The following is a 17482-nucleotide window of genomic DNA, read 5'->3' as shown; positions in this document are numbered from 1 at the left end:
TTAGACTTCTGTGAGGTCAGCTCACAGGAGAAGCTCAGGGGGATGAACGGAATGAAGAGAGTCATGGCAGCTGCGGCGGTGACGGCGTCGTCGTTGGCGCTTGCCGGGTGCGGCGGCGACAGCTCAGCGGAGGGCACCCAGACCCTGGAAGGCGACTTCTGGTCGGTGCAGATCCCCGCGGAGTGGGACGAGACTGATATCAGCTGGCTGCCGACCCCGCGGGAGTGGTCTGCCGACGTGTTCCGGCAGATGTACGGCGGGGACCTGCATGAGGTGTCCGATGCCTACGGCGACGCCGCGGACCCGGCGGAGGCCACCTGGCAGGTGGCGGTCTACGAGCATCCGACCAGCGCACGGTCAGTCACCGGGGATCTGCAGAACTTCCTGGGCGCGGAGACCACCACTGAGCCGAATCAGCTCTATTCCCCCGAGGAGCGGCCGGAGTGGCTGCTGCTGCCTGAGGATCCCGACTTCACGAACCACCACAAGCTGGCGTTCCTGCTGCATGACTGTCCGATGGCGGAGGTGTGCGAGGCGGCGGTGGTCGGCGTGGGGCGTGAGCCGGCGCTGGCGGTGGCAATGTTCGCCGCAGAGCTGGATGAGGAGACGTTCACCTCGATCTATGAGTCCATCGAGGTCGACGGTCTGGACTTTGACCAGATCCGCGGCCTGGACGGGGAGTCCTGAGGGGAGACTCCGGTCAGACGGTGGGCGCAAATGCCCATAACTCCCCGGAATCTAGGGGAAGACTGAGGGCATTTGTGCCCACCGAACGGAAAAAATGGAGCGGGCGACGGGAATCGAACCCGCGTCGTCTGCTTGGGAAGCAGAAGCTTTGCCATTAAGCTACGCCCGCTTGGCCGCCGCCATGAGTGCGAGTGATCCCACCGTGACGGCGTGATGAATAGTGTACACCGCCCGGATCGCCCTCATGCCAGCAGGTGGCGGAGGTAACGCTCGGGGGCTTCGAGGTACCGGCGGTGGGACTGGACCAGTTCGAGATCCTCCCAGCTGGTCTCCCGGATGCCCCACTCCCCCAGTTCCAGGATGGTCGCCCCGGGCAGGGAGGCCAGCACCGGGGAGTGGGTGGCGCAGATGACCTGGGTGCCGCGGGAGGCCATCCGGTCCAGGGCTGCCACCCAGCCCAGCAGCGAGTTGAAGGACAGCGCTGCCTCCGGCTCGTCCAGGCAGACCAGGCCCTGGACGAACTGTCCGTGGTCCAGGTGGGACTCCAGCAGGCTGTTGAAGGACTCCCCGTGGCTCATCCGGTGCAGATCGGCGGAGGGCCCGCCGATCTGCTCGCGCCAGGTGTAGTAGCCGTGCATGGTCTCAGCCCGCAGGAAGAACCCGAACTTCGGGGCGCCGGGGCCGCGGATGACCCGCAGCCACTCCCCCAGCGGCGAGTCCGTCCGGCGGGTACGCGCCCCGCCGTTGGTGGTCCCGCCCTCCGAGGGCAGCCCGAAGGCCTCAGCGATCCCTTCGACCAGGGTGGACTTCCCCGAGCCGTTCTCCCCGACCAGGAAGGTCACCCCCTCCTGGAACTCGAAGCCGTCGGGCCGCTTCCGGGCCTGCTCCAAGAAGCTGGCAACAGCGGGCACAGTTGCCGGCCAGGCGGCGTCATCAATCTGCGCATCGTCATAGACGCGGACTCCGCGCACGGGGCGCTCGTCCTCCAGCCAGCTTCTCTGTGCCACGCCTCCAGAGTAGACGCGGCCCCGGAGGCGCCCGGGAACCGCTCAGTCTCGCAGGATCTTCTCCATGGCTTTGCCGCGGGCCAGCTCGTCGATGAGCTTATCCATATACCGGATCTCCTGCATCAGCGGCTCCTCGATCTCCTCAACCCGCATCCCACAGATCACCCCGGTGATCTGCCGGCGGGACTCGTTGAGCGCCGGCGCCTCGGCGAAGAAGGTCTCAAAATCCTTCTCCGCGTCCAGCGCAGCCTGCAGCTGCTGCTGGCTGTAGCCGGTGAGCCACCGGATGATGGTGTCCACCTCATCCTGAGTGCGTCCCTTGCGTTCGGCCTTGGTGACATAGTGCGGGTAGACCGCCGAGACTGCCATGCTGTAGATCTTGTGCCCTGCCATGGTCCCAGGATAGGTCAGCCCCGCCCTGAAGGGTCCACATGGTGGAAACCGAGTCATCGGGTGTTGACCTCATCCGCCCCCGAGAGGAGCCTGTCAGCCATGAATCCCTCGCCTGACTCGCCCCGGGGCAGCTCCCCCGCCTACTCGTCTCCCGCTGACCAGTCGCCACGCAGCGCCAAGCTGGCTGTGACCGTGTTTCCGCTGCTGATCATCTCCGGAGCGGCCATTGCGCTGCTGGCCCCGGCTACGTTCACCCCGCTGGGGGCGGGGGTCACCTATGCGCTGATGGTCATCATGTTCGGCATGGGCCTGACCCTAACCCTGCCCGACTTTCTGCTGGTCATCAAACGTCCGCTGCCCATCCTGGCCGGGGTGGCCTTCCAGTTCGGTTTCATGCCGCTGCTGGCCTTCGGCATCGCCTGGGCGCTGCAGCTGCCGCCAGCCCTGGCCGCCGGGCTCATTCTGGTCGGCTCGGTTCCCGGGGGCACCAGCTCCAATGTGGTGACCTACCTGGCCCGGGGCGACGTCGCCCTCTCGGTGACGATGACCAGCATCTCCACTCTGCTCTCTCCGCTGCTGACCCCGCTGTTGGCGCTCTGGCTGGCCGGCCAGTACCTTCCGGTCCCAGCCGGGGACATGGCCTGGGACATTGTGCGGATCGTGCTCATTCCGGTGATCGGCGGGCTGGTGCTGCGCCTGCTCCTGCCGAAGCTGGTCCAGGCAGTCCAGCCTGCGCTGCCGTGGATCTCAGTGCTGGGCATCACCTACGTGGTGGTGGCGGTGGTCTCCGGCTCCCACGAGGTGCTGGCCTCAGCCGGGGCACTGCTGCTGCTCGGAGTGGTGCTGCACAATCTGCTCGGCTACGGGGTCGGCTACGGTGCCGCCATGCTCACCCGGGCACCGGTGCCCACCCGCCGGGCGATCTCGGTGGAAGTCGGGATGCAGAACTCCGGGCTGGCAGCCGGCCTCGGCGGGACGCACTTCTCGGCTGAGGCCGCCCTGCCGGGGGCAATCTTCTCGGTGTGGCACAACATCTCCGGCGGGCTGCTCGCCTCCTTCTGGGGTGCCCGCCGGCCCAAGGACCAGACCGAGGACGGCGACGCCGCCACACCCGTAGCCACCTAAACGGGCTCTCTGCCCGGCTCCCGATACTTTCCGATACATAGGGTCAAGTATCGAAAAGTGTCTGAGGAGGTGACTATGGCCCAGCCAGCCCTTACGCCCCAGGCCAAGTAGCCCGCTCTATCCCTGGACGGGAGCAGCAGCTGGCGCATTTCGAAGAGCGGATCGCCTATCTCACGCGCCTTGGGCGCATCGACGCCAGAGTCGCCGGGCCCAGGCTCCTGTGCCGCTACACCGCCCCCAGGATCGTGGTGGTGGGCACGCTGGGACAGGTGCTGGCGGCGTCGTTCTATGTGTTCGCCGCCTTCGCGAGCATGCCCGTGGCAGTGGCCCTGGTATTCGGCCACACCATGCTGTGGAGCTTCGCAGTGGTTGCCGCCTCGGTGGCCAATATGGGCTGGGCAGCCTCGATCATCCCGGAGTCGCATTTCGGGCGGATCACCACTGCTCGGCGCACCCTGACCATGGGTGTGGTGCCTGTGGCCGGGGTTCTGGGCGGAGTCTGCGGCTCGACACTCGGGATCCTGCCCACCCTGGTGATCTGGCCCTGCCTGACCGCCTCGGCCCTGCTGGTCTACGCGCTGGTGCGCTTACGCTCCGCCCGCTTAGCGGCGATCCGCTCATTGGCCTGCTTGACCTGCCACCAGGTGGCCCAGCCTGCGGCAGCACCCAGGGCGAGGCGGGGGGCCGGGATGCGGAGCTTCCGGACCAGGTTCTCCACGGCGGTGTCGGACCATACCGAGAGCCGCCAGCCGCCGTACCAGGCGGCACCGGTGGCCACTGCGAGACCGGCTCGGGTGGCGGGTTTGAGCTCGATACTCACCTCTTCGAGGTCCTCGGCGTCGCCGGTCCATTCAGAGAGCTTCCGCAGCACTGTGGTGGCGGCCCCGGGGGTAGCTACCACGGCGGTAGTAGCCGCAACGCCGCCCCAACCGAGGGTGAACTTCAACCAGCCGGGGTACTTCCGCACCGGGAACAAGGTCAGTACACCCACTGCGGCAGCCTGGCCCCAGGGGTCGGTGAGAAAGCGGTATCCAGTGTCTTTCTGCTCAGTCATGTCTCAACTCTAGGAAGTACGACGCCGTCCCACATCCCTCTCCAGGATGACTTCCCCGGCTGCCCCTTCAAGAATTCCTAGCAAATGTTGAGCTGACATGCTGTACAGATGCAGACGCGGTGCTTAAATTGGCCATATGGCTGACACCAAGATTCCAGGACTCAAGATCGCAATTCTCACCACCAACGGCGTGGAACAGCCTGAGCTGACCGAGCCGCTGGCCGCCATCCAGGAGGCTGACGGCACCCCGGTGGTGGTCTCGCCCGAGGAGGGTCAGATCCAAGCCATGAAAGGCGATTGGGAGCACGCCGATCATTTCGACGTGGATGTGCACCTGCCCAGCGCCGATCCCAACGACTACGCCGGGCTGGTGCTGCCCGGCGGCACGCTCAACGCGGACACCCTGCGCATCGATGAGGACGCCCAGCAGTTCGTCAAAGCGTTCTTCGACGCCGGCAAGCCGGTTGCCGCCATCTGCCACGGACCGTGGATCCTCACCGAGGTGGGCGCAGCCTCCGGGCGCACCGTCACCAGCTATCCTTCGCTGAAGACAGACTTGACCAACGCTGGGGCCGAGTGGGTCGATGAGGCGGCGGTAGTCTCCAACGGGCTGGTCACCTCACGGACTCCGGATGACCTGGAGGAGTTCAACCACGCTTTCCTCACCCTGGTCTCCCAGCACAGCTCCGCACAGAGCTAATCGTAAAGTAGGGGGATGCACCATTCCCCCTACTCCTCTTCCTGTTCAGCTCCCACAGACGCCCAGGTCGGGGTCATAGGTCTTGGAACCATGGGCAGCATGGCGCTGTGGCACCTGGCCAGGGAGGGGATCGAGGCCATCGGGTGGGAGCAGTTCCGCCCAGGCCACAACAAGGGAGCATTCTCCGGGGAGGCCCGCCAGTTTCGGGCCACGTATCTGGAGCCAGAGGTGGACCCGGTGATGCCCCACGCGGTGGGCGCCTACCGTGAACTCGAAGAGGAGAGCGGAACCTCCCTGCTGCGGATCACCGGAGGGCTCACCATCGGCCAGCCCAGCTCCGAGACCATCCGCACCCTCAGCACCAGGATGGGCCAAGCCGGCCACCCACCGCGCCTACTCTCCTCGAGCGAAACCGCACGGCGGTTCCCGAAGCACCGGCTACGCGGGCAGGAGGTGGCCATCTGGAACGAAGAGGCCGGGATGGTGCGACCCGAACATGCCGTAGTAGCGGCTCTCTCGGCAGCCAGAAGCAGCGGAGCGCAGATAGTTCCCTACTCCGCGGTGACCACCGTTGAAGCGGCCGGGAACAGGGTCGCGGTAAGCACTGCAGATCAGACCTGGTACGTCGAGAAGGTGATCATCACTGCCGGGGCATGGAGCTGGGAGCTGCTGCCGAATCTTGTTCCAGACAGCTACCTCGGGCGTCTGCTGGTCACCTGGTTCCCCGTCCGAGGCCGCGCAGACTTTACCGAAGAGACCTTTCCACCCTTTCTCCGTGAAGTCGAGGGTCACCGAATCTACGGCTTTCCCAGCCACTGGGACGGCACGGTACGGATCGGATTCGCAGGTCCCCGGCAGAGACTGCGCACCCCCGCCGAATTCGACTGGCTTCACGAGCCGGCCTCTGAGATCGCCGAGATCAGCAGGCTGGTGGAGCAGTGCTTCGGTGACGAGGTGGACCCTACCCCCATCCGTACCTCCAACTTTTATGACGCGTACACTCCTGACGGCCAACCTGTTCTGGGGCCGGTGGACGCTCAGCAACGCATCATCGTGGGCAGCGGCTTCTCCGGCCGCGGATTCAAGATGGCCCCAGTCATCGGCAGGCTTCTGGTGGAACTCGCCTCCGGCCGCCGTCACTCGGGGCACAAGGCATGGGATCCGCTGCGTTTCATCAGGTAGTTCTCACCCTCCGAAATCCGCTGTTCACCCTATTAAACGTCACAGGAACACTCAGGAAACATAGCCGTAACATTCCGCTGGCAGAGTTGCGCTCAATATTTCGCACCGCAAAGAGGATATCTCGCAGAGTGAGAAATCTGGGAATCTGATCCTTTTGCGCCTGAGACCTGATGGGGGTGCTGTCTGTGGGTACCTATATAGCTGGGCGCCTTGCCCAGATGATCCCGACGCTGCTGCTCATCGTGACCATCGTCTTCTTCCTGGTGTACGTGGTGGGAGACCCGGTCGGACTGATGCTGGGGGACAATGCTACGCCGGAACAGGTCGCGGCGATGCGCGAGGCGATGGGCCTAAACCAACCGGTCTTCATGCAGTACCTCAACTACATCGGCTCAGTGCTCACTGGTGACTTCGGCGAGTCCTACCAGTACGGTCAGGCCGCACTGCCTATTGTCCTGGAACGCCTGCCCGCCACCCTCACCCTGGCCATCGGTGCCATTCTGCTCGCGCTGGTCATCGCAATCCCACTGGGAGTCTGGTCAGCCACCCACCGAGGCGGAGTGATCGACAGCGTGGTCTCCTCCATCTCGGTCCTGGCCAAGGCTATGCCGAACTTCTGGCTCGGGATCATGCTCATCCTCCTCTTTGCGGTCACCCTGCGGTGGCTTCCGGTCTCGGGAGCGGGATCCTGGGCGCATCTGGTGCTCCCGGTCATCGCCCTGGGCACAGGAACCGCAGCAGAGATCACCCGCCTGGTGCGCTCTTCAATGATCGAGATCCTCTCCCAGGACTACATCCGCACCGCCTACGGGAAGGGCCTGCGGCGCCGTGCGGTGGTCTACAGGCATGCTCTGCTGAACGCTTTCGTCCCCGTCACCAGCATCACGATCCTGCAGTTCTCGACCCTGATCGGCGGAGCCCTGGTGACCGAGGTCGTCTTCTCCTGGCCCGGGCTCGGACAGCTGCTGGTCAACGCCGTGAGCCAACGGGACATGGCCCTGGTGCAGGCCTCGGTCTTCGTGATCGCCGTGATGGTCCTGGCCCTGAGCCTCATCTCTGACCTGCTCTTCAAAGCCGTCGACAGGAGGATCAACCTTGGCTGAGTCAGTGACGCTGGACTCCGCTGGAACTGAGTCGGCTCCACCCCGCCCGCCCGGAAGCTCTAAGCGACGGTCCTGGAAAGCACGCCTGCGCTCTATCCCACTGAGCGGATGGATCGGGCTCGTGTGTGTGGGCATCCCCGCCGTGGTAGCCCTGCTGGCTCCATGGATCACCCCGCATCCGCCGGCCTCCATCGACCCCAGCCAGGCTCTGCTGCCCCCCGTGGGAATGGAGGGCTCCGACCCCGCCTACCTACTGGGCACCGACAACCTGGGCAGGGACATCCTCTCTCGGCTCATCGAGGGGGCCAGGGTTTCCCTGATGATCGGGGTCATCGCGGTGGTCCTAGCCGGCTCGATCGGGCTGACCGTCGGCCTGGTCGCCGGCTACTACGGAAAATGGCTGGATGCAGTGCTGATGCGCGTCGTCGACGCCCTGCTGGCCATCCCCTCCGTTCTGCTGGTCCTGGTGATCCTGGGTGTGCTGAACCCCGGGATGTGGACCCTGATCTTCGTCCTGGGAATCACCAACTGGGTGATCTACGCCCGGCAGATCCGCGCTGAGGTGCTCGAGCTCCGGGAACGGCAGTTCGTCCGGGCAGCTCAGAACTTCGGGGTCCCCGGTCCGATCATCCTGATCCGGCACATCATGCCCAATGTGCTGCCCAGCTTCATTGTGCTCTCCACACTCAGCGTGGCCACCGTGATCGTCACCGAATCCGCCCTCAGCTTCCTGGGCCTGGGCGTACAGCCGCCGGACATCTCCTGGGGCCTGATGCTCACCACCGGGCGCGACTATCTGGCCACCGCCTGGTGGATCAGCACCCTGCCCGGACTGGCCATCACCTTCACCGTACTGGGCATTCTGCTCCTCGGAGACTGGCTCCGGGACGCCCTCGACCCGCGGCTGGGAGGACGATCATGACCGCTGAAACTGCAGCGCAGGAGCTGCTGACCGTCAAAGACCTCCGCGTCTCAGCCACTCGCAGGGAAAGCCAGGACCTCCACGTGGTCGACGGCGCCTCCTTCTCCATCGCCCCAGGTGAACGGGCTGCGCTGGTCGGCGAATCCGGTTCGGGAAAATCTGTCACCTGCTTCTCGGTGATGGGCTTGCTGGCGCAGAACCTCAGAGTCTCCGGCGGCAGCATCCGGTGGCGAGGCAACGACCTAGCCACGGCAAAGCGGGAGGAGATCCGCCGGCTGCGCGGACCGGAGATCGCCATGATCTACCAGGAGCCCCTGACCTCCCTGAACCCGCTGATGACCATCGGCTACCAGCTCAAGGAGGCCGCACGCCGCTCAAAGGTCGGCCGCAGGGAGATCCTGGAGATGCTGGACCGGGTGGGCTTCGCCGATCCACGGCGCATCATGGGGCAGCGCCCGCATGAGCTCTCCGGCGGCATGCGCCAACGCGTGATGATCGCCATGGCCCTGATCGGCCAGCCCAAACTTCTGCTGGCCGATGAGCCCACCACCGCATTGGACGTCACTATCCAGTCCCAGGTGCTCAAACTCATGTATGACCTCTCCTACGAGATGGGCACAGCCGTGCTGATCGTCTCCCACGACCTCTCAGTGGTCAGGAAGCTCTCCGACACCATCCATGTGATGTATGCCGGCCAGGTCGTGGAATCGGGGCCCACCGACAGCGTGCTGTCCCAGCCGCGCCACCCCTACACCCGGGCTCTGCTCAGCTCCGCGCCGCGGCTAGGCGACACCAGGGAACGGCTCGAGTCCATCCCCGGCATCGTCCCCACCCCTGATCAGTGGGATGCCGGATGCCGGTTCCGCAGCAGATGCCCCCTGGCCACCGAACGCTGCGCAGAGACTCCCCCGGTGGACGTCGTGGCAGACAGGAGCTCAGCCTGCTGGCATGTGGACCAGCTGCTGGCCGAACAGAAGGAGGCGACCCCGCTGTGAGCACCTCCGTGCAGCCGCCGGTGCAACCGGCGCAAACTGAGTCACCGCTGCTGCAGATCGAGAATCTCCGCAAAACCTTCACCGTGCGCAGCTCCCTGCTGGGGGCACGGCGCGAGCTGGTCGCCGTGGACAGCGTCAACCTCAGCATTCCGGCCGGCTCCACCTTGGGGCTGGTGGGGGAATCAGGGTCTGGTAAGTCGACCCTGGCCAATATGGTCTCCGGGCTTCTGGCCCCCACCCAGGGCCAGGTGCTGATCGAGGGCAACCGGGTCCACGACGGCCGAGGGCGGGTCTCTCTCCGGGGGGATCAGGGCGCTCAGATCGTCTTCCAGGATCCGTATTCCTCCCTGAACCCACGGATGCCGGTGCGCAGGCTCCTCGCCGAGCCGCTCCAGGTGGCGCCACGGGTACCACGGGCTGAGCGAGAGCAACGGGTCAAGGAGCTGCTCGATCAGGTAGGCCTCCCGGAGAGCGCCATGGACAAGTTCCCCCACGAGTTCTCAGGGGGACAGCGCCAGCGCATCGTGATCGCCCGCGCACTGGCGCGCAGGCCCCGGCTGCTGGTCTGCGACGAGCCGGTCTCCGCCCTGGATGTCTCCGTGCAGTCCCAGATCCTCAACCTGCTGAAAGACCTGCAGAAGGAACTGGGCCTGACCTACCTGTTCATCGGTCATGGACTCGAGAGCGTCGGGTTCATGAGTGATCAGTTGGCAGTGATGTACCTGGGCCGCATCGTCGAACAGGGACCGGCGCACCAGGTGCTTGGCAGGCCGGTTCACCCCTACACCCAGGCTCTGATCACCTCCAGTGAGGCGGTGCCGTTCCGAGACGGCGGCACCGTGGAGCTGCAGGGCGAGATCCCCAGCCCGCTGAACCCGCCCTCGGGCTGCGTGTTCCGTACGCGCTGCCCACTCGCCACTGACATCTGCGCGGAAAAGCGCCCTGAGCTCACCCCACGGGAGAGCACCCGGCTGGCCGCCTGCCACCACCGCTGACCCACAGAGGAGACCACAGAATGCATATTGTTGTCATCGGCGCCGGCTCGATCGGCAGCCATACGGCCTATCGACTCGCCCAGCAGGGCGCTCAAGTGACTGTGCTGGAAGCCGGGGAGCCCGGCCGAGGCACCTCCAGCGCCACGATGGCCTGGCTCTCGACCTTCCCCCAACTGGGGTGGGAGGAGGAACCCGGCCGCGCGGCCCTGCGCACCAAGGTCCACCAATACTTCTATGACATCGAGTCTGAACTGGACCTGAAGGTCGTGGACTGGTGCGGAACGCTGAACATCGCCCACGGGAATGAGGCCCAGGAGCTCAAACACCGGGCCCAGATCGCACGCAGCAAAGGGGCCGGTGTCATTGAACTGGATGCCGCCGGGGCCGCGGAGGTAGAACCGCTGGTCCGGCTGGGCCCAGGCGATACCGCCTTCTATCAGCAGGAGTCGGGATGGGTAGATGTTGCCGCCCTGATCAACCGTCTGCTCACCCGGGCACAGCAGCTCGGCGCCCGCCTGCTGACACAGACCTCGGTCACAGCCATCGAACGTGACGGCACCGGGGTCACTGCGGTGCACACCTCCACAGGGGAGCTGCTGGAAGCGGACGCAGTGGTCAACTGCGCCGGCTCCTGGGGCACCCACGTGGCCGCAATGGCTGGTCTGACCATGCCTCTGGACCTCCGCCCGGGGCGGATCCTCACCACTGAGCCGCTGCCGGCCGAGTCCCGGCCCACCACTATCGTCAACGCTCCACTGACCAGCGTCCGCCCCCATCCGGGGGGCTCCCTGGTGCTCAACGGGCGCGGCCTGCAGGGAGCCGGGGAAAACACCAATCTCAGTGACACCGCCCCGCTGATTGCCGACATCGCCCGGTACGTGCCAGCCCTGGCCGAGGTGCCCATCGCAGAAACACGGATCGGCATTCGCCCGGTCCCGCCGGGCGGCCCGATCGTCGGCGCCCTGCCCTGGGCCCCCAACTTCTACTTCGCCGTCTCCCACGGGGGTATCGGCTGGGCCCCGATGTGGGCCTGGTTCGCCGCCCGGGAGCTTCTCCACGGGGAGAGTGTCCCCGAGCTGAGCGCCATGCGCCCTGAGAGGTTCCACTGGAAGCCCGAGGAGATAGGCAGGTTCGCCGACGACGCCGAGCAGGCTCGGCGCTGACTCAGTACACCTCACTCACCACCCATCACTCACCATGAAAGGCACCATCCGATGAAGAACAACCGTCTGACTCTTCTGTCCACCGGTCTGCTGGTCTTCGCCCTCGCCGGCTGCGGCGGGGTCCCCGGCACAACCTCCGAGGACGCCGAAACTGGGGCTGACAACGAGCCCCAGACCCTGGTGTGGGCGCACAGCGTGGACCCCCGCTCCATGGACCCGCAGGACGCTCTGCAGACCTCAGCCGAGCGCATCAACCGCAATATGTACTCACGGCTGTTCATGCGGGACGAGAACATGGAGGTGGTGCCCGAGCTGGTTACGGACTACGAGCAGATCGATGACGAGACCTGGCGCTTCACCATCCGGGAGGACGTCACCTTCCACAACGGTGACCCCCTGACCGCGGCCGACGTGGAATTCTCCATTGATCGAGTGATCAACGACGAGACCCTGCTGGAGTATCAGTTCTTCAACCAGATCGCCAGCGTGGAGGCCACCGGCGACTATGAGGTCGAAATCGTCACCGAAGGTCCCATGCCCACGCTGCTCACGCTGCTGTCCAAGAGCGGCTCAGACATCCTGCCCTCGGGATACATCGAGGAGAACGGCATGGATGCCTTCATCGACAGCCTCATCGGCTCCGGCCCCTACCAGTTCGAGAGCTGGCAGCGTGATGACCGGATCACCCTCACCAAGAATGAGGACTACTGGGGCGAGGAGCCGGTGTGGAACGAGGTGGAGGTGCGCACCATTCCGGAGAACTCCACCCGGGTTTCCGAGCTGCTCACCGGCGGGGTGGACATCATCGCTGACGTCCCGCCCAACGACTGGGACCGGGTGGATGCCGAAGAGGACATCAGCATGCAGTTCGAGGACACCACCCGCACCGTGCTGCTGATCGTCCGAATGACCGAGGGCTACGTGACAGCGGATCAAGAGATCCGTGACGCCATCGACTACGCGATCGACCAGGGCGCCATCACCGAGTCCCTCTTCGGCGGACATGCCATCCCCACCCGCACCCGGGCCCCGCTCGGCGTCTTCGGAGCCAACGAGGACCTCTATGACGACTACGTCTACGACCCCGAACAGGCCGCTGAGATCGTGGAGAACTACGGCGAGACCCCCTCGGTGACCCTGACCGCCTCCCGCGGCACCTATCCCCTGGACGCCGAGGTGGCGGAGATGCTCACCCAGATGCTTGAGGAGGTAGGCTTCGAAGTCAACCTGGAGATCCTTGAGGGCGGGTCCTTCTCCGATGTCTTCAGCGAATACACCAACGATGAGCTGTACATGATCGGTCTTGCTGACGGCCTGCTCGACGCCTCCTACTCACTGGTGCACTACACCGAGCAGCGCGCGGCCGGCCAGACCGACTATTCCAACGAGACGGTGGAGGAACTGATCGCAGAGGGCAACCGCACCTTTGACGATGAGCGCCGGGCCGAGCTCTATGCCGAGGCGCAGGCACTTGTCGCCGAGGACCGTCCGCATATCCCCCTCTACGTCCAGCCCGGCGCCTTCGGTGTCTCAGACACGGTGAGCTGGGCACCCCGCTTGGACGACAACGTCATCTTCGACGACGTCATCCCCAACGAGTGAGCCCCTCCGGATCTGGGACAGGGCTTCGCTAGGCTCTGTCCCAGGTCCGGTACGCCGGTTTCCTCCTGACTCCCCATCCAGAAAGCTCTCAGATGTCTGATATGGCCACCACCGCCGCCGAGAAAAGCAGCACGTCAGTGCCGCCGGGACAAGTACAGTCGATCGCACGGGCGTTCACCGTCCTTGAGACGGTGGCGCGGGCCGAGCATCCCGTGGGAGTCACCGAGATTTCTGAGGCATCCGGGGTGCCCACCGGCACTGTCTACCGCATGGCCCGCACCCTGACCGAGCTGGGATACCTCCGCAAGGACGGCAGGAGCAAGTACACCATCGGCGGCCGGGTGCTGGTGCTGACCAAGGCCAGCACAGACTATGTGGCCGCACTCGCCCGGCCGCATCTCGACGAGCTGGCTGCTCTGTTCGGGGAGACGGTGGCTCTGGGCACGCTTCAGGACGACGCCATCATGTACCTGGCCCAAGCAGCCGGCCGGCGCACCATCCGGATGTTCACCTCGCTCGGCGAGCGGATTCACCCCCACTGCACGGCCATCGGAAAAGCCCTGTTGGCGGACCGGGAGGATGCGGAGGTCCAAGCGCTGCTGCGCCGGACAGGTATGCCGCGCTATACCGACCAGACGATCACCGATGAGCAGCACTTCCTGGACGTTCTGGGCGCGACGCGCGAGCGCGGCTATGCACTCAACGAAGGGGAGCAGGAGGAGGGTATGCGCTGCATTGCGATCCGGCTTCCCTACGCTGCCAAGCCACTGGGCTTCTCCCTCTCAGCACCGACCGCGCGGATGTCTGATGCGACCATCGCCGGCTACCTGCCTCACCTGAGGCAGAAGGCCGAACAGCTCACCGACGAACTCTACGAATACACCTCCTCCTACTGAACAGACGCAAGGAACTTTCATGGCTGAACACCTCATCGTGGTCGGCTCGGGCATTGCCGGAGCCGCCACCGCCTTCGCTCTGGCCCGGCGCGGCACCGCCGTCACCGTGGTGGACGAGCACCGAACCGGACAGGCCACCGCCGCCAGTGCCGGCATCATCGCCCCCTGGGGCTCCCAGGTCACCGGACCCTTCTACGAGATCTACGCAGCCGGGGGAAACTACTACCCCATTCTGCTGGAGCAGCTGACCGAGGCCGGCATCACCCGCACCGACTACCGCCGCACCGGATCACTGACCGTCAACCGCGATGCCTCAGCACTCGACGAGGCGGAGGAGCGGCTGCGCACCCGGGCTGCCTCAGCCGGCCCGGCCGCCGGGGAGGTCCAGCGACTCAGCCCTACTGAAGCTCGGGAGCTGTTCCCCGCCCTGGCCCCGGACCTGGGCGCAGTGCTCCTGACCGGCGGCGGACGGGTTGACGGCAGAACCTTACGCGATGCGCTCTTGACCGGTGCGCAGCGGCACGGTGCCCGCCGGCTCACCGGAAGGGCTGAGCTCCAGGGCAGCACAGTACTGGTCGACGGTGTGGCACAGCCCGCCGACGGCGTCGTTCTGGCCACCGGAGCCTGGACCAATGAGATCCTCACTGGTGCGGGGATCACACTGCCCGTGGCGCCTCAGCGCGGTCAGATCACCCACTTGCGGCTGGAAGGAGCCGATACCTCCTCCTGGCCCACCCTGCACCCGCTCTCCCACCACTATGTGGTCGCCTTCGACGATGGCCGCGTGGCAGTCGGGGCAACCCGTGAGACCGGAAGCGGCTTTGACCCGCGCGTGACAGCCGCCGGTCAGCTCCAGGTGCTCCAGGATGCCCTCGGCATTGTGCCGGGCCTGGCCGAAGCGACCCTCCTGGAGACCCGCGTGGGGCTGCGCCCGCTGCCCGAGGGCCTGCTCCCGCTGGTGGGGCGCCTGCCGGGTCACGACGCCGTCTGGGTCGCCACAGGATACGGAGCCGCCGGTCTCACCATGGCTCCCCTGCTCGGTGAGCTCCTCGCCCGCGATATTCACGGGGACACCCCCGCTGAGCTGGAACACCTCAAGCCGCAGCCGGCCGCCTGACCTGATCTGACGTTGATTTTTCCGTAGTACACCATGCCCTCATCTGGGCCGAAAGGACCGTTTTGACCCTCTCTATTGACCCCCGGACCACCGCTGCAGTCTTCATCGATATGCAGGAGGCAGTCCTCAGTCATCCTGCGGAGCCGGTGGACGCCCCCACCGTCTTCTCCCGGGCCGCCGAGCTGGCCCAAAGCGTCCGGGAGGCCGGAGCGCTGAACATCTTTGTGCGCACCAGTTTCCTGCCGAACGAGCAGGACGCCCCCAACCCGCTGCGGGACTTCCAGAAGCCCAAGAAGCCTCGTCCCGAACGGTGGGACCAGCTGGTGGAGACCATGGCCAGAACACAGAACGAACCGGTGGTCGTCAAACGCACCTTCAACGCCTTCCACGGCTCCGACCTTGACCATCAGCTGCGCTCGCACGGCATCGACACCATTCTCCTGGCAGGAATCTCCACCAACCTTGGAGTCGAGGGCACCGGCCGCTCGGCCTACGACTTGGGGTACAACGTGGTCTTCGTCGAGGGGATCATGGCCACCGCCAAAGCCGCCAACCACGAGTACTCCGTCAATGAGGTCTTCCCGTACCTGGGGCGGGTCCGGCCGATGGCTGAGGTCTTCGAGGCGCTCAGCGCCTCCGCCTGAGCCGGAAGTCCGATATGACGGCCAACACCTCTTCAATCATTGATGAGCGTTTCGGCTCTGCCGAGCGGTTCCGCACACTCCGGGGGATCCGGCAGGAGGCTCAGTGCCGCCTGAGCGCCGAGCAGTGGAACTTCTTGCACTCCGGCACCGGCGACGAGACCACATTGGCCCGAAATACGCGTGCCTTTGACGAGATTCTCTGGAACACCCCCCTCTTCGCCGGGGTCAGCAGCCCGAACACCGGAAGCCGTCTGTTCGGACACGAGCTGAGCCTGCCCCTGCTGGTGGCACCCTTCGGAGGGGACGCCGAGTTCCACCCGGAGGGGCACCTGGCGGCGGGGCGGGCTGCGCAGCGTACGGGCATCATGCAGATGGTGCCGGTGGCCTCCTCCTTCACATTGGAGGAGGTGGCTGCCTCCTCCCAGTGCCCCAAGCTCTTCCAGATGACGCTGGTCGGGGAGGTCAGCGCCTGTGTGGAGCTGGCAGACCGGGCCCGTCAAGCCGGATATGAGCGGATTGTGGCCACCTACTCCCCCCTCCGGCAGTGGCGGGAACGGCTGATGGAGGATGCCTTCGTCCCAAGGGTCTCGATGCAGAGGAACTTCAGCGAAGGCGGTACAGCCGCACAGCGGGCCACCCTCGAGGAACTGGTGAGCTTCACCGCCCCACGCTGGAGCTGGCAGCAGGTGCAGTCCTTCATCCGGGAGTGCGATCTGCCCGTCATGGTCAAAGGGGTCCAGAGTCCTCGCGATGCTGAGGCCGCTCTGGCGGCCGGAGCAGACTCCCTCTACGTCTCCAACTACGGTGGGCGCACTGTGGACCGCACTCCGGCCAGCATTGAGGTGCTGCCTGAAGTGCGCGCCGCGGCGGGACCCGAGGTGCCCATCGTGCTGGACTCCGGGATCCGGCGCGGCAGCGACATCGCAGCTGCGCTGGCCCTGGGAGCCGATGCGGTGGCCGCCGGCCGGCTGATCGCACTCGGACTGGCCGCAGCCGGAGAGGAGGGTGTGGTCCGCACCGTCGAGCTGCTGCGGGATGAGCTCTGGACGACTCTGGGGCACCTCGGATGCTCCTCGGTGGAGGAGCTCAGCTCCGAGGTGCTCTACTGCCGGCCCTGATCCTTCCGTACAGTGGAGTCATGACTGTTGCCACACCGGACCCCACCCACCTCGGCCAGCTTCGACGCGAACGGCTGCTGGCCTCCCGGCTCTACGTCTGCACTGACCTGCAGCGGTTCATCGCCTACCCCGAGGCCGGCCCGGTGGAGGAGCTGGGCTTCGAGGCGCTGCGAACGTTCTACGCTGAGGCCTACGCCGGCGGTGCAGACATCATTCAGGTGCGCGATAAGAACGTCTCAGCGCAGACCGAGATCGCCGCGCTGACCCTGCTCAAGGAGGTGGCCGATGAGTACGGCGGGCTCTCTGCCGCCAACGACCGGGCCGACCTTGCCCGGATCACCGGGGTGGATGTGTTCCACGTGGGTCAGGAGGACCTCTCCACTGCTCAGGCCCGGGCCATCCTGGGCGATGACGTGGTGATCGGCCGCTCCTGCCGAACCTTTGAGCAGGTGCGTGAGGCCGCCGCGGACGCCGGGATCGACTACTACTGCACCGGTCCGGTGTGGGAGACCCCCACCAAGCCGGGCCGGGCGGCGGTGGGCACCGAGCTGGTGGCCCAGGCCTCGGGACTCGACTCGGCCAAGCCGTTCTTCGCCATCGGCGGGATCAACCCAGAGAACATTGCCGAGGTCGCCGGGGCCGGAGCGCAGCGGGCCGTGGTGGTGCGGGCCGTCACCCAGGCAGCGGATGTCCGGGAGGCGGCAAGCCGCCTGCGCCAGCTGCTGCCGGACTAGGCAGATCAGCAAAACTGCTGACCAGAGCGCCCCTGAGACGGTATA

The 17482-nt window shown here is 65.9% G+C and carries 18 protein-coding genes and 1 tRNA gene; 15 read left to right on the top strand and 4 right to left on the bottom strand.

Annotated features, from left to right (window positions below):
* The first annotated feature begins 42 nt into the window (after positions 1 to 42).
* Complete coding sequence (locus GNZ21_RS15490) at positions 43 to 687, top strand: hypothetical protein (RefSeq protein WP_157325958.1); 645 nt, start codon at positions 43 to 45, stop codon at positions 685 to 687.
* 95 nt (positions 688 to 782) lie between these two features.
* Here GNZ21_RS15490 and GNZ21_RS15485 read toward each other — a convergent pair.
* The 3 genes from GNZ21_RS15485 to GNZ21_RS15475 form a co-directional block, all read right to left on the bottom strand.
* A tRNA-Gly gene (locus tag GNZ21_RS15485) sits at positions 783 to 856 on the bottom strand.
* A 73-nt stretch (positions 857 to 929) separates the two neighbouring features.
* Positions 930 to 1694 (bottom strand): AAA family ATPase, encoded by a 765-nt coding sequence (locus GNZ21_RS15480; RefSeq protein ID WP_229659478.1) that lies wholly within the window; start codon positions 1692 to 1694, stop codon positions 930 to 932.
* Between the two features lie 42 nt (positions 1695 to 1736).
* Positions 1737 to 2087: a DUF2200 domain-containing protein gene (locus tag GNZ21_RS15475; protein ID WP_157325956.1), complete on the bottom strand. Its 351-nt coding sequence runs from the start codon at positions 2085 to 2087 to the stop codon at positions 1737 to 1739.
* A 99-nt stretch (positions 2088 to 2186) separates the two neighbouring features.
* Between GNZ21_RS15475 and GNZ21_RS15470 the strand changes: the two genes are divergently transcribed.
* Complete coding sequence (locus GNZ21_RS15470) at positions 2187 to 3212, top strand: bile acid:sodium symporter family protein (RefSeq protein WP_157325954.1); 1026 nt, start codon at positions 2187 to 2189, stop codon at positions 3210 to 3212.
* A gap of 571 nt (positions 3213 to 3783) precedes the next feature.
* Here the strand turns inward: GNZ21_RS15470 and GNZ21_RS15465 are convergent.
* A complete protein-coding gene (locus GNZ21_RS15465) occupies positions 3784 to 4266 on the bottom strand; it encodes a hypothetical protein (RefSeq protein WP_157325952.1) in 483 nt (160 codons plus the stop codon).
* Positions 4267 to 4402: 136 nt separating this feature from the next.
* Between GNZ21_RS15465 and GNZ21_RS15460 the strand changes: the two genes are divergently transcribed.
* The 13 genes from GNZ21_RS15460 (at position 4403) to thiE (ending at position 17437) form a co-directional block, all read left to right on the top strand.
* Positions 4403 to 4966, top strand: a complete 564-nt coding sequence (locus GNZ21_RS15460) for a type 1 glutamine amidotransferase domain-containing protein (RefSeq protein ID WP_157325950.1) — start codon at positions 4403 to 4405, stop codon at positions 4964 to 4966.
* Positions 4967 to 4981: 15 nt separating this feature from the next.
* The gene (locus GNZ21_RS15455) at positions 4982 to 6148 is read left to right on the top strand and encodes an FAD-dependent oxidoreductase (protein ID WP_268234829.1); all 1167 of its coding nucleotides are present in this window, start codon (positions 4982 to 4984) and stop codon (positions 6146 to 6148) included.
* Positions 6149 to 6333: 185 nt separating this feature from the next.
* Positions 6334 to 7251 (top strand): ABC transporter permease, encoded by a 918-nt coding sequence (locus tag GNZ21_RS15450; protein WP_198346048.1) that lies wholly within the window; start codon positions 6334 to 6336, stop codon positions 7249 to 7251.
* A gap of 4 nt (positions 7252 to 7255) precedes the next feature.
* Positions 7256 to 8173, top strand: coding sequence for an ABC transporter permease (locus GNZ21_RS16035; protein ID WP_331250833.1), 918 nt, complete (start codon positions 7256 to 7258; stop codon positions 8171 to 8173).
* Complete coding sequence (locus GNZ21_RS15440; protein WP_157325942.1) at positions 8170 to 9168, top strand: ABC transporter ATP-binding protein; 999 nt, start codon at positions 8170 to 8172, stop codon at positions 9166 to 9168. The genes GNZ21_RS16035 and GNZ21_RS15440 overlap by 4 nt, the downstream gene beginning before the upstream one ends.
* Positions 9165 to 10163 carry an ABC transporter ATP-binding protein gene (locus tag GNZ21_RS15435; protein WP_188503623.1) on the top strand — a complete coding sequence of 333 codons (999 nt, stop codon included), beginning with the start codon at positions 9165 to 9167 and terminating at the stop codon, positions 10161 to 10163. Before GNZ21_RS15440 ends, GNZ21_RS15435 begins: the two co-directional genes overlap by 4 nt.
* 20 nt (positions 10164 to 10183) lie before the next feature.
* Positions 10184 to 11326, top strand: coding sequence for an NAD(P)/FAD-dependent oxidoreductase (locus GNZ21_RS15430; RefSeq protein ID WP_157325940.1), 1143 nt, complete (start codon positions 10184 to 10186; stop codon positions 11324 to 11326).
* 51 nt (positions 11327 to 11377) lie between these two features.
* Entirely contained in the window at positions 11378 to 12928 is a 1551-nt protein-coding gene (locus GNZ21_RS15425; RefSeq protein ID WP_157325939.1) for an ABC transporter substrate-binding protein, read from the top strand.
* Between the two features lie 92 nt (positions 12929 to 13020).
* Entirely contained in the window at positions 13021 to 13824 is an 804-nt protein-coding gene (locus GNZ21_RS15420) for an IclR family transcriptional regulator (RefSeq protein WP_157325938.1), read from the top strand.
* Between the two features lie 19 nt (positions 13825 to 13843).
* Positions 13844 to 14941, top strand: a complete 1098-nt coding sequence (locus GNZ21_RS15415; protein WP_157325937.1) for an NAD(P)/FAD-dependent oxidoreductase — start codon at positions 13844 to 13846, stop codon at positions 14939 to 14941.
* Positions 14942 to 15003: 62 nt separating this feature from the next.
* A complete protein-coding gene (locus tag GNZ21_RS15410; protein WP_157325936.1) occupies positions 15004 to 15585 on the top strand; it encodes an isochorismatase family protein in 582 nt (193 codons plus the stop codon).
* Between the two features lie 14 nt (positions 15586 to 15599).
* Positions 15600 to 16703, top strand: coding sequence for an alpha-hydroxy acid oxidase (locus GNZ21_RS15405; protein WP_157325935.1), 1104 nt, complete (start codon positions 15600 to 15602; stop codon positions 16701 to 16703).
* A 20-nt stretch (positions 16704 to 16723) separates the two neighbouring features.
* Positions 16724 to 17437 carry a thiamine phosphate synthase gene (gene thiE / locus GNZ21_RS15400; RefSeq protein ID WP_157325933.1) on the top strand — a complete coding sequence of 238 codons (714 nt, stop codon included), beginning with the start codon at positions 16724 to 16726 and terminating at the stop codon, positions 17435 to 17437.
* Positions 17438 to 17482 lie beyond the last annotated feature (45 nt).

It is taken from the genome of Nesterenkonia alkaliphila (genome assembly GCF_009758175.1).
GTDB classification, from domain to species: domain Bacteria; phylum Actinomycetota; class Actinomycetes; order Actinomycetales; family Micrococcaceae; genus Nesterenkonia; species Nesterenkonia alkaliphila.
This window is presented reverse-complemented; position numbering and strand designations above follow the sequence as displayed.

What these genes read in the sequence shown, in the direction of transcription:
- GNZ21_RS15465 (WP_157325952.1), bottom strand. Translation starts at nt 4,266, where the DNA reads ATGACTGAGCAGAAAGACACTGGATACCGCTTTCTCACCGACCCCTGG.
- thiE (WP_157325933.1), top strand. Translation starts at nt 16,724, where the DNA reads ATGACTGTTGCCACACCGGACCCCACCCACCTCGGCCAGCTTCGACGC.
- GNZ21_RS15425 (WP_157325939.1), top strand. Translation starts at nt 11,378, where the DNA reads ATGAAGAACAACCGTCTGACTCTTCTGTCCACCGGTCTGCTGGTCTTC.
- GNZ21_RS15430 (WP_157325940.1), top strand. Translation starts at nt 10,184, where the DNA reads ATGCATATTGTTGTCATCGGCGCCGGCTCGATCGGCAGCCATACGGCC.
- GNZ21_RS15460 (WP_157325950.1), top strand. Translation starts at nt 4,403, where the DNA reads ATGGCTGACACCAAGATTCCAGGACTCAAGATCGCAATTCTCACCACC.
- GNZ21_RS15440 (WP_157325942.1), top strand. Translation starts at nt 8,170, where the DNA reads ATGACCGCTGAAACTGCAGCGCAGGAGCTGCTGACCGTCAAAGACCTC.
- GNZ21_RS15420 (WP_157325938.1), top strand. Translation starts at nt 13,021, where the DNA reads ATGTCTGATATGGCCACCACCGCCGCCGAGAAAAGCAGCACGTCAGTG.
- GNZ21_RS15470 (WP_157325954.1), top strand. Translation starts at nt 2,187, where the DNA reads ATGAATCCCTCGCCTGACTCGCCCCGGGGCAGCTCCCCCGCCTACTCG.
- GNZ21_RS15415 (WP_157325937.1), top strand. Translation starts at nt 13,844, where the DNA reads ATGGCTGAACACCTCATCGTGGTCGGCTCGGGCATTGCCGGAGCCGCC.
- GNZ21_RS15490 (WP_157325958.1), top strand. Translation starts at nt 43, where the DNA reads ATGAACGGAATGAAGAGAGTCATGGCAGCTGCGGCGGTGACGGCGTCG.
- GNZ21_RS15455 (WP_268234829.1), top strand. Translation starts at nt 4,982, where the DNA reads ATGCACCATTCCCCCTACTCCTCTTCCTGTTCAGCTCCCACAGACGCC.
- GNZ21_RS15475 (WP_157325956.1), bottom strand. Translation starts at nt 2,087, where the DNA reads ATGGCAGGGCACAAGATCTACAGCATGGCAGTCTCGGCGGTCTACCCG.
- GNZ21_RS15405 (WP_157325935.1), top strand. Translation starts at nt 15,600, where the DNA reads ATGACGGCCAACACCTCTTCAATCATTGATGAGCGTTTCGGCTCTGCC.